The sequence below is a fragment of the Bacteroides caccae genome, from assembly GCF_002222615.2.
GTDB classification, from domain to species: domain Bacteria; phylum Bacteroidota; class Bacteroidia; order Bacteroidales; family Bacteroidaceae; genus Bacteroides; species Bacteroides caccae.
The window spans coordinates 287746-301966 of the sequence record NZ_CP022412.2 but is presented as its reverse complement, the minus strand read 5'-3'; the positions used below and the strand labels follow the sequence as shown (position 1 = coordinate 301966).

At 42.7% G+C, this 14221-nt stretch carries 11 protein-coding genes; 5 read left to right on the top strand and 6 right to left on the bottom strand.

The window, feature by feature from the left end:
* Window positions 1-119: 119 nt before the first annotated feature.
* From CGC64_RS01290 to CGC64_RS01275, 4 genes are all read right to left on the bottom strand, one after another.
* Window positions 120-1106, bottom strand: coding sequence for a bifunctional riboflavin kinase/FAD synthetase (locus CGC64_RS01290; RefSeq protein ID WP_005675537.1), 987 nt, complete (start codon window positions 1104-1106; stop codon window positions 120-122).
* A gap of 10 nt (window positions 1107-1116) precedes the next feature.
* Window positions 1117-1740: an HAD family hydrolase gene (locus CGC64_RS01285; RefSeq protein ID WP_005675538.1), complete on the bottom strand. Its 624-nt coding sequence runs from the start codon at window positions 1738-1740 to the stop codon at window positions 1117-1119.
* Window positions 1730-4435, bottom strand: coding sequence for a calcium-translocating P-type ATPase, PMCA-type (locus CGC64_RS01280; RefSeq protein WP_005675539.1), 2706 nt, complete (start codon window positions 4433-4435; stop codon window positions 1730-1732). Before CGC64_RS01280 ends, CGC64_RS01285 begins: the two co-directional genes overlap by 11 nt.
* A 90-nt stretch (window positions 4436-4525) precedes the next feature.
* Entirely contained in the window at window positions 4526-5701 is a 1176-nt protein-coding gene (locus CGC64_RS01275) for a sensor histidine kinase (RefSeq protein WP_005675540.1), read from the bottom strand.
* Between the two features lie 223 nt (window positions 5702-5924).
* On the opposite strand from CGC64_RS01275, the gene rd reads away from it, so the two are divergent.
* Together rd and CGC64_RS01265 are read left to right on the top strand one after the other, a co-directional pair.
* Entirely contained in the window at window positions 5925-6089 is a 165-nt protein-coding gene (rd, locus tag CGC64_RS01270) for a rubredoxin (RefSeq protein WP_004306971.1), read from the top strand.
* A gap of 110 nt (window positions 6090-6199) precedes the next feature.
* Window positions 6200-6919: a hypothetical protein gene (locus tag CGC64_RS01265; RefSeq protein ID WP_032838707.1), complete on the top strand. Its 720-nt coding sequence runs from the start codon at window positions 6200-6202 to the stop codon at window positions 6917-6919.
* A 93-nt stretch (window positions 6920-7012) separates the two neighbouring features.
* Here the strand turns inward: CGC64_RS01265 and CGC64_RS01260 are convergent, their stop codons facing one another.
* A complete protein-coding gene (locus tag CGC64_RS01260; RefSeq protein ID WP_005675546.1) occupies window positions 7013-8710 on the bottom strand; it encodes a Na/Pi cotransporter family protein in 1698 nt (565 codons plus the stop codon).
* Between the two features lie 82 nt (window positions 8711-8792).
* Here CGC64_RS01260 and CGC64_RS01255 point away from each other — a divergent pair, with 82 nt between their 5' ends.
* The gene (locus CGC64_RS01255) at window positions 8793-10466 is read left to right on the top strand and encodes a nucleoside kinase (RefSeq protein ID WP_005675548.1); all 1674 of its coding nucleotides are present in this window, start codon (window positions 8793-8795) and stop codon (window positions 10464-10466) included.
* A gap of 221 nt (window positions 10467-10687) precedes the next feature.
* On the top strand, window positions 10688-11086 hold the full coding sequence (locus tag CGC64_RS01250) for a hypothetical protein (protein WP_005675550.1): 399 nt from the start codon (window positions 10688-10690) through the stop codon (window positions 11084-11086).
* A gap of 133 nt (window positions 11087-11219) precedes the next feature.
* On the opposite strand, the gene CGC64_RS01245 is transcribed toward CGC64_RS01250, so the two are convergent.
* Window positions 11220-12593: an aminopeptidase P family protein gene (locus CGC64_RS01245; RefSeq protein WP_005675551.1), complete on the bottom strand. Its 1374-nt coding sequence runs from the start codon at window positions 12591-12593 to the stop codon at window positions 11220-11222.
* A gap of 138 nt (window positions 12594-12731) precedes the next feature.
* Between CGC64_RS01245 and rpoN the strand changes: the two genes are divergently transcribed.
* Window positions 12732-14216, top strand: a complete 1485-nt coding sequence (rpoN, locus tag CGC64_RS01240; protein ID WP_005675552.1) for an RNA polymerase factor sigma-54 — start codon at window positions 12732-12734, stop codon at window positions 14214-14216.
* The last annotated feature ends 5 nt before the right edge of the window (window positions 14217-14221 follow it).

The following is a 14221-nucleotide window of genomic DNA, read 5'->3' as shown; positions in this document are numbered from 1 at the left end:
AGTAGCGAAGAAGCTGCATATAAACATAGCTAACATAGAAATTGCTATTACCACCAGAGAAATACTCATAAATGACTTTTGCATAAGAATCTATTTTAAGTTGTTATTCGGTTGATGTATTATTTTCTTAGTTCTTCCTGTTGGTTACTTCTTGCTTTGCTGGCAAGAAGAATCGCTTCGGTTTCTTCTGCATCTTTGTGGAGTTGGACTATTAGCTCGTCAATGCTGGAGAACTTCAGTTCGGGGCGTGTCCGTTTTACAAAAGTAAGCCGGATGAATTTATCATATATATTCGAGTGGAAGTGAAGGATATTCACTTCAATTGTTCGATTCGGACCATTGTCAATCGTCGGGCGGACACCTATATTTAGCATTCCCATGTATGTTTTCCCGTCAAACGTTACCCATACGGCATATACGCCATCGGCAGGAATAAGTTTATCCGGATCATCTACGCTTAAATTGGCAGTCGGAAAGCCGATCTTTCTGCCTACTTGGTAACCGCCTACAACAGTCCCGTCCAAAAAATATTCATATTTCAGGCAACGGGCTGCGATTTCCACTTCTCCTTCATGTAACAGTTTACGAATCAAAGACGAACTTACCGGAATGTTTCGGGTAGTTCCTATTTCTATGTCACTGGTATATGCCTGTGCACGAATTACCTCTATACCAATTTCTTTCCCGTAGCATACATAGTCCTCGAATCCTTCGCTGCGATTATGTCCGAAACGGTGGTCATAACCGATAACCAGACATTTCACCTGATAACGCTCTTTTAGCAGTCGGTTCATAAATTCGCGGGCGGTTAACTGCGAAATGTCCGGGGTGAAATCGAGCATCAGGCAATAGTCTACACCAATGTCAGCAAGCAGACTAATTTTCTCTTTCGGAGTAGTCAGGAGTTCCGGCCGATAGGCTGCATTCATTACCTTACGGGGATGAACAGGGAAAGTGACCAATGCAGAACGTAGACCTTTGGCTGCGGCTATCTCTTTCACTTGTTGAATCAGATAGCGATGTCCTGCATGCACTCCGTCAAAGAAGCCTATGGTAGCTACACAGGGTTCTGGTTTTATAGCCGATATGTCACGTATAATCTGCATATCTATTAAATTATTTACTGTTGAAAAGATGACTCCAGTCTTCGCCGGCTTTTGCCGTATAAGTAGAGATTCCTAAGTTCTGTGCCGCTTTGCAGTTGATTTCGGAATCATCAATAAAAAGAGTCTCCTCCGGTTCGATGCCGGCATCATCCAATATTGCTTTAAAAATTTCCGGTTCGGGTTTGGCCATTTTCATTTCAAAAGAGAGATATGTTTTTTCAAAATAGTCCTCTACTTTGAAAGTACGGTAGGGGAATAGATTCTTACAAGTCCATTTCCAATGAATCTCGTTTGTATTACTCAACAAATAGACTACATATTTTTCGCGTAACTTCAGCAATAAATCAAGTTTGTGTGTTGGTATATCTACCAGAAAACTATTCCAGGCGGCATCAATTTGTTTGTCACTAACTACTTTACCTATCATTTCGCGAACGCCATTACGAAATTCTGCGGGAGTAATCAAGCCTTTCTCCTGCTGCATCAGGATTCCGTCCTGATTTGAGATGTCCAATAGTTCCTCCACGTTACGGAGCCCTAATTTCTGGAAGTTCTCGATACAACGTTGACGGTCGAGATTGATAAGTACACCGCCTAAATCAATAAGAAGGTTTTTAATTCCTTTACTTTTCATTTCTTTTTCTTTTGTGAATAATACGCTGAACAAGGCGAACAAGTTCTCCAACCCATAACACCATGGACGAAACGCCTATAATTAGAAGCCATGTCTGCCAGTCGAGTGGTTCCGTGCGGAATACAGCACCACCGAACTGTACAATAAGGAATTGTCCGACAAGAATGGCAAGCACAATTAATTCCATGCCATACGATTTGGAAAGTCCTTTGAATGCCGAGTCGGTAGTGCCGAACACACGTGCATTAAACAGGTTCCAGAATTGTAACATGACAAAGAAGGTGAAGAAAATAGTGAGGTTGTGTACATCCATACCTTTTGCACTGTGGTCGAAATAATAAATCATTCCGAGCAGTACGATGAGGAAGATAGAACCTACCCCTAATATGTTAGACCTCATTGCTTTGCTGATAATGAAATCAGTACTGCGACGAGGCTTTTCGAGCATAACAGTTTCGCTGGGCGGAATAGAAGCCAGGGCCAGCGCTGCGAAAGTATCCATAATCAAGTTTACCCACAACATCTGCGTCACAGTCAACGGAAGTTCCGTGCCGATAACGGAACCCAATAGAACGATAAGTAATGCAACGAAGTTGATCGTTAACTGGAAAACGATGAAACGCTGGATATTCTTATAAAGCGAACGTCCCCACATGACGGCGGTTCCGATACTGTTGAACGAATCATCAAGCAATGTAATATCACTGGCCTCTTTGGCTACAGAAGTTCCTGTACCCATTGATAAGCCGACTTGTGCATGGTTCAGAGCAGGCGCATCATTTGTTCCGTCTCCGGTTACGGCTACTACCGCTCCTTTTTGCTGGAGCAACTGCACAAGGCGTTGTTTGTCTGTAGGACGGGCACGCGACATAATTTTCAAATCCATTACCCTGTCAAGTGCTTCTTCGTCACTCAATTCAGCAAAAGCAACACCAGTGATACGATTCCGGTCGGTGTCGGTTTCCGGCTTCCAAAGACCTATCTGACGAGCAATCTCGGTTGCAGTCCCCGGAGTGTCGCCGGTCACAATCTTGATACCGATACCTGCCGACTGACATTTGGCTACGGCGGCAGGAACATCCGGACGAATCGGGTCAGAGATAGCAACCACTCCCAAGAAGTTCAAGTCGTTTGCCGAAACAAGTTCCACACAATCATTCGGTTCATTCTCCTCTACGATTTTGAAGGCGAAGCCCAGTGTGCGCATCGCCATATTCTGGTAATTCAGTAGTTGTGCTTCTACTGTTGAACGGTATTCCACGGCATCCACCCGTCTTCCGTCCAAGACAACTTCTTTACATTTGCCCAGAACAATTTCGGGAGCACCTTTTATATAGAGTATTTTCTTTCCGATTAATGGTGATTCTACAAGCGTAGCCATGAACTTGCGCTCCGTAGAGAAGGTGAGCTGGTCGAGAACACGGGCGTTCTCACGGAGTTTCAGGTAATTTCTTCCCTGACTATTGAGCCATAATAGTAAGGCCACTTCCGTCGGATTTCCTACTCCTTTCGGCTTTTCCCCGGTTTCTGTTTCCTCAAGGAAGGCGGTCGAATTAGCGCTGATTCCCTCTGCAATCAATGCACTGATATCATCATCGGACAGGTTACTGCCGTTTTTGATTCCATAGAAGTTTGGTTCGTGTACTTGCATCAGATTTTGCGTCAGCGTACCGGTTTTATCCGTACAGATGACAGTGATAGCACCCATTGTCTCGCAAGCGTGCATTTTCCGAACCAGGTTGTTGGTAGAAAGCATACGGCGCATATTTAGGGCCAGACTAAGAGTTACACTCATCGGTAATCCTTCGGGAACAGCAACAACAATCAGCGTAACAGCCATCATAAAGTATTTAAGTGTCCGTTCAAATACCGGAAGCCATTCGTGCCAGCCGTTTAATGCACCGAAATCAAAATATAGCAATACATCTTTTACGAAGAAGATAAGGAAAGCCAGGCCGGCAACAGTAAAACCAATTTTTCCGATTAGATTGGCTAATTTGGTCAACTGTATATTTAGTGGAGTCGGTTCAAGGTTTTCTTCCGTACTTTGGCGGGCCACTTTTCCTATTTCCGTTGCATCTCCTACGTGCAGAACGCGCATTGTGCCATGACCGTCGACTACCGTAGTGCCACGCATCACCAAATTAGAGGCGTAAGTCGCTTCTTCGTCAAAATCTGCTTCTATAATCGTCTTATTGATAACAGGTTCTCCGGTCAGGTTGGATTCGTTTACTTGCAAAGAGATAGCTTCCACCAATTCTCCGTCAGCCGGGATTTCTTCTCCGGTTTCCAAAATCACGATGTCGCCTACAACTATATCTTTGCGCGGAACTTCCTGTACGCGGCCGTTACGAATCACTTTAACTAGTGTTTCCTCATTAACGGCATTCAGTAAGTCGAATTTTTTGTTGGCATCATATTCAAAAAAGAAACCGATACCCGTAGCCAGCAAGATAGCGGCTATGATACCGATCGTTTCGGCGTACTCATTTTCGATAATGGAAATAATCAACGAAAAGACGGCTGCAACTAGCAGTACGCGTACGACCGGGTCCTCAAATTTCTCAAGATAAAGTTTCCATAAAGAAGGACGCTTGGGGGGTGTTAACAGGTTTATACCATTCTTTTCCCTGCTTTGTAGGACCTCACTGTCCGTAAGGCCTAAATGATTGTAATCATCTTTATTTGTACTCATGCAGATACATGCGTTTAGTTTGGACTGCAAAAATACAACATATAATTGTGATAAAATGTTTAATTAAAACTTTTTATGAAGTAGAATTTCTTACTGAGGTTTGCCGCATGAAAGATAAGGGAGGGTAAACCAGAAGGTAGAACCTTCTCCTTCAATGGAATCCGCTCCGATCTGGCCGCTCAATTTGCCTACAATCGTTTGTGAAATCGAAAGTCCCAGTCCTGCACCTTTTTGGTCTTTATTCAGTTTCACAAAACGCCCGAATACATTCGACAGTTTTTCTGCCGGTATGCCCGTACCCGTGTCTTTCACGTAGAAATATAGTTCAGTATCTTTAGCTTCATAACCGATACGGATATTTCCTTCCCGGGTAAATTTAATAGCGTTGCCCACGAAATTGGAAATGACCTGTGCCACCCGATTGCGGTCGGTCTGTATAAGGCAGGAAGAAAGTGAAGGCTCTGCTATTATCTGTACTTTTCCTCCGGCATCATTAATCCTCATTTGGAAAAGTCTTTGTAAATCGGATAGCAACAAATTAATATCTACCGTTGAATACACAAATTCTAAAGTGCCCGCTTCTATTTTTGACATATCAAGAATATCATTTACTAATTGCATCAGAAGATCGGCATTCATTTTGATAATTTCTTGGTATTGTGTTTTTTCTTCTTCTGTGTTTGCGCTGCCCATTACTTCTGCAAACCCGGTGATAGCATTCAGCGGAGTACGAATCTCATGGCTCATGTTGGCCAGGAAGGCTGATTTTGCTATATCTGCATTTTCCGCTTTCTCTTTTGCCACTTTTAATTCCCTTTCTACTTGTTTCAAATGGGTAATATCATGTACGGTAAGCACCATATTTTCTTCTTCATTGAGGAGGAAATAAGAGCCGGAAATAACGGCTTCACAGGCTACCGTTTGATTTTCGGAAGTAACCATATTCAAAGTGGCTTCCAGATTAGTGAATCCTCTTCTTTGTTCGAAAGCCTGACGGATAGCCTGGCGTATAGGACAGGAGCCACAATAAACATGTGTACCGCAACCTCCCTCTGCCGATAATGCATTACAGCACTGCAACAAATCACCTACTCTTTTTTCTTCCGGTCCTTTTCGTGTTCCGGTCTGTTGGTAGTAATTCGTTTTCAGCACTTTGAAGTCGTTGTTTATTAACAGGATGAAGGCGTGTACATTTTTCAAGATAGCACTGGCAACATGGTTGGTATGTTCTAGTTTTCTGGATTCCCGAAATAACCGTTTCTGCATTCGAAGGCATTTCCTGCGCTCCCACAAAAAACTGATTAGCAGGATTGCACATAAAATTATGAGGGTAGATAAAAGTGCTATTAACATGACATAATATTGTTGGTTCAGCTTGTTGAATACGGTTACAAAGATAGTTTTTTTCTTTCATTATAAAAAAGTGTTGAACAAATATCTTGTTATTTGTGTTATATTAATTAGAAAACCAATTAAAAATACGAACGTTATGAAGAAGTACATTTGCACGGTCTGTGAATATATTTACGACCCCGAACAAGGAGATCCGGAAAGCGGAATTGAACCAGGAACTGCTTTTGAAGACATTCCAGATGATTGGACTTGTCCTCTATGCGGAGTCGGGAAAGAAGATTTCGAGCCGTACGAAGGATAAAACAAAGGGAGAGAATTTATTAAGAGGAAATGGCCGGATACAAATCGTATCCGGCTATTTTTATTTTTTTGAATAAAAATATAATGCTGATTATAAATGTAGTATCTTTGATGCAAAAATATAGAATTATGCATAACAAGGCAACTACCAGTTCTAACTTCCTCTTATATCCTGTTATCTCTTTTTTGTTGATGTTCGGGCTTTTAATAGCTGGTTGTAGTGATAATGAGAATGAAGAAGAACTACCTGCTCCTGATGTTCCTGATTATAGTACGATAATAGTCAAAGACATACAGAATATGCCGAAAAATTTTACATTCGACCGGGTGGAGGTAAAAGTGACCGGCTTGGACTGGCAAGTGATTGAAACTCTTATATTCCCTTATGAAAACGGGCAAATTGTAATGACACTTCCTGCTACTTTCCCTTCGGAAAGACTTCAGAAAGTAGATCGGCGGAATGGTGATATGGCTGGTTATTGGACTGGAACCTCAAATGACGGTGATGCGCTTGTAGCAACATTGGGAGACTTTTTTGTTTTTAATGGCGATACGAGGGTAGGACGAATAGCACTTTCCAATTGGTCCGGCAATGGATCGTCTGCGGAAAAAGCAACATTGGTGAGTTATCAGTATGCCGACCGCCCCTTCATATTGACCGGCAGTGATAAATCTTATTATTATAGCGAGTGTTCCTTTAATAAAGGGTGGAATATTTTTGCTAATATCAATCCCTCGGAAGGCAGTTCGCAAAAGGTACTTCGGACAACTACCGTCCCGGAATCTACTTTATTCTGGCGACTGGCAGAATCCTATGTCTATAATAAATAGTGAGTAAATACAAAATAATTGATAAAGAAAAAGGAGAAGCAGATGCATTAGTACATAACTGCTTCTCCTTTTTCTATTCTTTATTTCTCCTATTTAGGAAGCTTTCTTTTCTTTTACATCACTGCTGGCTTCTACCACATTTACTATATAATCACCCAGTTTCTCACATTCGGCGATAATATCCATATAGTAAACTCCCATTTGATAATCATATTCCTTGTTGTTTACATCCAAGATGTTCTGATTCTTCAATTGGTTGCGGTAATTATTGATTTCGTTTTCGATATTGAAAGACTTGTTGATATCAATACTCTGATGTTCCGGTTTCTCTACTACCACAATCATTTGTGCAAGAGCGTCGTTCGTCAGCTTCATCATAAAATGGATATGCTCATATTGCTTTTCGGTGAAGTCTTGATTTGTCTGGCGTTTCCGGTTAATCGTACGTGCCAAGTTGTAACAACTGTCCCCGATACTTTCAATTTCCGTCACTTCACGCAACATGGCGCGTATCTGTAACTTACTTTCAGAACTCAAACGACCCTCTGATACTTGATTCAGGTAGTTGGCTATCTCCAGTTCCATGTTGTCGCTGATATTCTCGTATTTCTCTATCCGGCTGAACAACTTATTGAAATCATCATCCTTTTCCGTATGCAGCAAATCTTGCACCATGCCGAACATACGGTGGGTACGTTCAGCGAATAAATGAATTTCCTTACGTGCCTGAAGGATGGAAAGTTCTGCCGTAGAAAGCATACCGCCTGTAATGAACCGCAGTCTTGGTTCTTCGTCTTCTTCCTTCGGGTGGATTAAAGCGCATACGGTACGTTCAATTAACTTCACACCCCATATCAGGATACATACGTTGCAGATATTGAAAATAGAGTGGAAGGCGGACAGTTTGTAAGAGATAGCAACTTCCGGATTACTTGTCTGGAAGAAAGTATCTACTACCCAGTTAACCAACTGCATGAACGGGTGGAAGATAATCAATACCCAGATAACACCGAACACATTAAAAACAAAATGCGCCAATGCTGCCCGTTTAGCCTGTGTGTTGGCTGTTAATGCGGCAAGATTGGCGGTGATCGTAGTTCCGATATTTTCTCCCAGTACCAGGGCTGCTCCCAGCTCCAGGCTGATCCAGCCGTTGGCACACATAATCAGTGTGATTGCCATTGTCGCGGCTGAAGCCTGCACAATCATAGTCAGTATCGTACCGATGAATAAGAACAGGAGGATAGAGAAGAATCCCATGTCCGTGTAGTTCTGTACAAAGGCAAGCATTTCCGGGTTGGCATTCAGGTCGGGAGCATTCGCTTTCAGGTAAGAAAGTCCCATGAAGAGGAAAGAAAAACCGAAAATGAATTCACCGACAGACTTACGGTTGCTTTTGCCGGAGAAGATGAGCGGAAGGGCAATGGCCAGAAGAGGAAGGGCAAATGCGGCCATATCAACCTTAAATCCGAAAATTGAGATAATCCAGGCAGTGACCGTAGTACCGATATTGGCACCCATGATGACACTGATAGATTCAGCGAGAGTGAGTAACCCGGCATTCACGAAACTCACGACCATTACCGTCGTTGCTGAAGAAGATTGGATAAGGGCTGTGATTAACACACCTGTTAAAACTCCCGTTACCCTGTTGGTAGTCATTGCCGTCAAGATACTTCGTAGTCTGTCACCCGCGACCTTTTGCAAGCCCTCACTCATTATCTTCATTCCGTACAGGAAGAGCCCTAATGAACCTATGAGCTTTAAAAAATCATAAAAAGAATATTCCATCTATAATATTGTTAATGGTTATTTGTTCTCAGTCTGATTATAAGTATATTAGTCCCAAATTATTCACCTTTTAACGAACTCGATGAAACAGATGTTACAAATATGTTGCAAAAATAACAATATTTCTAAAGAATTCCCCATCGGGAGCTCACTTTTGGATATTTATTACGGTTTTAATCTTAATTTTCCTTATCAAGTGGTTAGTGCTAAAGTCAATAACCGCTCTGAGGGACTTAATTTTAGGGTATATAATAATAAGGATATAGAGTTTCTGGACGTGAGAGACCAGTCCGGTATGCGTACCTATGTCCGTTCGCTCTGTTTTGTACTGTTTAAGGCGGTCACGGAATTGTTTCCCGAGGGCAAGCTGTTTGTAGAACATCCCGTTTCGAAAGGTTATTTCTGTAATCTGCGTATCGGGCGTCCCATTGAATTGGAGGATGTGAAACGCATCAAGCAACGTATGCAGGAGATTATTGCAGAAAATATACCCTATCATCGTATCGAATGCCATACAGCCGAAGCTGTACGCATTTTCAGCGAACGGGGTATGAATGATAAAGTCCGGTTGCTCGAAACTTCCGGTTCCCTCTATACCTATTATTATACGTTGGGCGATACGGTCGATTACTATTATGGCAACCTGTTGCCCAGCACCGGCTATCTTAAACTGTTTGACATCGTGAAGTATTACGATGGACTATTGCTGCGTATTCCCAGCCGCGAGAATCCCGAAGTGTTGGAAGACGTTGTAAAGCAGGAAAAGATGTTGGACGTCTTTAAAGAATATCTGAACTGGAGCTATATCATGGGACTCAACAATGCAGGCGATTTCAACCTCGCTTGCGAAGAAGGCCATGCAACAGATTTGATTAACGTTGCTGAGGCATTGCAGGAAAAGAAGATAGCCCAGATTGCCGATACCATTTTTCATCGTGGCGAAAACGGCAACCGGGTGAAACTGGTACTGATTGCCGGACCGTCTTCTTCCGGAAAGACCACTTTCAGCAAGCGGCTTTCAATCCAGTTGATGACAAATGGGTTGAAACCTTTTCCTATCTCTCTCGATAATTATTTCGTAGACCGTGAGGATACTCCTTTGGATGAAAACGGAAACTATGATTATGAATCGCTTTACGCGCTCGACCTCGAGCTGTTCAACCAACAGCTGCAAGCCTTGCTGCGTGGTGAAGAAGTAGAACTTCCCCGCTTTAATTTTGCTCTCGGCAAGAAAGAATTTAAAGGTGATAAACTGAAAATTGAAGATAACACGATTCTGATATTGGAAGGTATTCATGCCTTGAATCCGGAGTTGACGCCACATATTCCTGCCGAACGTAAATTTAAGATTTATGTATCGGCATTGACCACTATCTCTCTAGACGACCACAACTGGATTCCTACTACCGACAATCGTCTGTTGCGTCGTATTATCCGTGATTTCAATTATCGGGGCTATTCTGCCCGTGAAACTATTTCACGTTGGCCTAGTGTGCGTGCCGGTGAAGATAAGTGGATATTCCCTTATCAGGAAAATGCAGATGTAATGTTCAATTCAGCTCTTCTTTTTGAGTTTGCAGTGCTCCGCCTGCACGCTGAACCTATATTAATGGGAGTTCCGCGTAATTGCCCGGAATACTGCGAAGCCTATCGTTTGTTGAAATTCATCAAATATTTTGTTCCGGTTCAAGACAAAGAAATACCACCGACTTCTTTGCTTCGGGAATTTTTAGGAGGAAGCAGCTTTAAATATTAAGTAGGAAAATTAGGATATATTCGTTTTTTCAATTTACTTTGCGTAATTATCCCAACCTGTCTGTTAGGGTCAGATAGGTTGGAATACGAAACAGCAATAATTAAATTCGTTGGAATTATTCAGACGAGAGGGTCAATAACTGTTATATGGCACTTGAATAAATGAACCTTTGGGTATTTATTCTGTTATGAAGATATTACATACAACAAAAAAACGGGAATATGATTTTTTATAATAATCTTTTGGCAAAATGGTTCTTAGGGAAAAAGAAGCATTATTTTATGGTAGGCGGGCTTTTCTTTACCCGATATAAATATTTAGAAGTTTGGGAAGATATGGAATTACGGATACATGCAAGGCAATATTGGGAATGTTTCTTTTTGACTTTAGCTCCGGCATTAATTTTGTCTTTGTGGCTTTCGTGGTGGTGGATGATAGTTCCTTTCGTTACCTATGACATACTTTATTGGTTGGAAAAAGCATTCCGTTCTCATTCTGTATTCAACTGGGAAGCGGTAGAAAATTGTGGTGATACGCTTTATTTAAGAAAAAGAAAATCTTATGCATGGATGAAATGGTACGGTAAAAAGACGTTGCCTTTATCCGATTGGGACGAATAAAGGTCGTTTCTTTATGAAACTGTTCATTTGGGCACTCCTATAAAAATGACGGAGGTTTTCCGGTATTAATGAAAAACTTCCGTCATTCTAGTGGTTGTCTGAGAAGCCAGTGTTAATGCGATTAATTTTTTGCTTATCGTAAAGCTTCCACTTCGTCCGGAGTCAGAGGGATTTTCTTACCCAATCTGCGGGCACCAGTTTCCGTAATCAGGTAGTCTTCTTCGTTGCGGATACCACCGAAATCCTTGTAAGTTTCCACTTTTTCGTAGTTGATGAAATCGGCAAACTTCTTTTCCGCCTTCCACATATCTATCAATTCGGGAATGAAATAGATACCCGGTTCTACCGTATGCACAAATCCCGGTTCCAACGGAATGGCGAGACGTTGTGATTTACGTCCGAACTGCGTGCTTTTCGGTTGTCCGTTATATCCTACCCAGATTTCACCCAAGTTTTCCATATCATGAACATCCAGTCCCATCATATGACCTAATCCGTGCGGATAAAACAACGCATGAGCACCCTCGCGCACGGCGTCTTCTGCATTTCCTTTCATCAGCCCCAGTGCCTTCATTCCTTCTACCATTACACGGGCGGACAATTCATAAACTTCCATGTAGGGAATGCCCGGACGTAGCGCTTTGACCGATTCCAGATGCATGGCATTCTGTATTTCGTAAACTTCGCGTTGACGGGTAGTAAACTTTTTGTCAGCAGGAACCGTGGACGACATATCGCCGGCATAGCCCGATTCAATTTCCGCACCCGCATCAATCAGGAACAAATCACCCGGTTTCACGAGATTGCCGTGATAATGATTGTGCAGCGTCTGTCCGTTGATAGTAGCGATAGTGGCAAAAGAAAGTTCGCAGTTGTTAGCTTGCGCTACCCGGTTCATTTCGGCTACCACTTCATACTCGTACATACCCGGGCGGAGTACCTTCATCGCTGTGATATGCATATCGGCCGTCACGTCGCACGCCTTTTCTATTTCTACGATTTCTTCCGCAGATTTATAATTACGTTGTGCGATTACGGCACGGATAAAAGGCACCGAGCCTTCCTGACGTGCAGGCGGTATGCCCAGCCAATCCATTAGCTTCAGTTTATGTTCGGGGCGGTAAGGAGGCAGATAATGAATCGCCTTTCCTTTCTGCACACATTTATGCAGATAACCGACGATGTCGGCCGAAGGCATTATATCTTTTACTCCTACACGTTCGCATTTTTCGCGTAGCGTAGGCTGCGATCCCATCCATACGATAGCGTCAATAGACAGTTCATCACCAAAAATGATTTCTTTGTCCTCATCAATATCAATAATTGCCGAAAGTCCGGCGCATGAAAGTCCGAAGTAATAAAGGAATGTAGAATCCTGACGATAACGGAATGTGTTATCCTCATAATTCAGTCCGCACTCGTCATTTCCCAGAAATAACAAAACTCCGGAGCCTAAATTCTTTTTTAGCAGGGCTCTGCGCTGCATATACGTTTCTTTGGCAAACATACTGTCTTAATTTTTAAGTTCGTGCAACAAAGATAACGATTTTTGTGTTATAGGATTAAAAATTATCTCCCTAATCTGTGTAATCTCTAGTTAAAAAGTTACTTTTGTAGCGAGAAACAGTAGAAAGCAAAAACGAATATGGCACAAGGTTCCCGTCAAATACAATCGCAGGCGCAACAGCAGGTACAAACGCTCTCGCCCCAGCAGATTCTGGTCGTGAAACTGTTGGAGCTTCCCGCAGTAGAACTGGAAGATCGTATCCATGCTGAACTATTGGAAAATCCGGCACTCGAAGAAGGAAGAGAAGAATCCGCAGCGGACGAATATTCCGATGTTGAAGGTTCTGAAGATGGCATGGATAATGCATCCACCGACTATGATTCTTTGAATGACTACCTCACCGAGGACGATATTCCCGACTATAAACTGCAAGAGAACAATCGTTCGCAAGATGATCAGCCGGAAAATATTCCCTTCTCCGAATCTACCTCCTTTTATGAAATATTGAAGGAGCAACTCGGTGAACGCAATCTGACAGAACATCAGAGTGAACTGGTGGAATACCTCATCGGTTCATTAGACGACGACGGACTGCTCCGCAAATCACTTGAAAGCATTTGTGACGAACTGGCCATCTATGCCGGAGTAGAATCCACCGAGGAAGAACTGGAAGAAGCATTGTGCATCTTGCAGGACTTTGATCCCGCAGGAATCGGTGCCCGTACTCTCCAGGAATGCCTGTTGTTACAGATCTGCCGGAAGAAGGATGAAGAACGGACCCCCAACCCTATATTGGAACTCGAAGAACGTGTTATCAGAGACTATTATGAAGAATTCACCCGCAAGCATTGGGAGAAAATCATCAGGAAACTGGATGTCGACGAAGATACGTTCAATGAGGTTATCAGCGAAATCACCAAGTTGAACCCGCGTCCCGGTGCCTCTTTGGGAGAAACTATCGGGAGAAACCTCCAGCAGATCATTCCCGATTTCATCGTGGAAACATACGATGACGGAACAATCAATGTCAGTCTCAATAACCGTAATGTTCCCGAGCTTCGTATGAGCCGTGACTTCACAGAAATGGTGGAAGAACATACTAAAAATAAGTTCAACCAGACAAAGGAATCAAAAGAAGCCATGATGTTCCTCAAGCAGAAAATGGATGCGGCACAAGGGTTCATTGATGCTATCAAACAGCGTCAGAATACGTTGATGACTACCATGCAGGCAATAATCGACCTGCAACGTCCCTTCTTCCTCGAAGGAGACGAATCTTTGTTGAAACCGATGATTCTGAAAGATGTGGCTGAACGTACCGGACTGGATATATCTACCATTTCCCGTGTGAGCAACAGTAAATATGTGCAGACGAATTTTGGTATCTATCAGCTTAAATTCTTTTTCGTTGACGGATATACAACGGAAGACGGCGAAGAAATGTCTGTCCGTGAGATTCGCAAGATCCTGAAAGAGTGCATCGACAGCGAAGACAAGAAGAAACCGCTGACAGATGACGAACTGGCGGAGATCTTAAAAGAAAAAGGATACCCTATCGCCCGCCGGACGGTAGCCAAGTATCGTCAGCAACTGAACATTCCCGTAGCGAGACTTCGGAAGTGATAGGA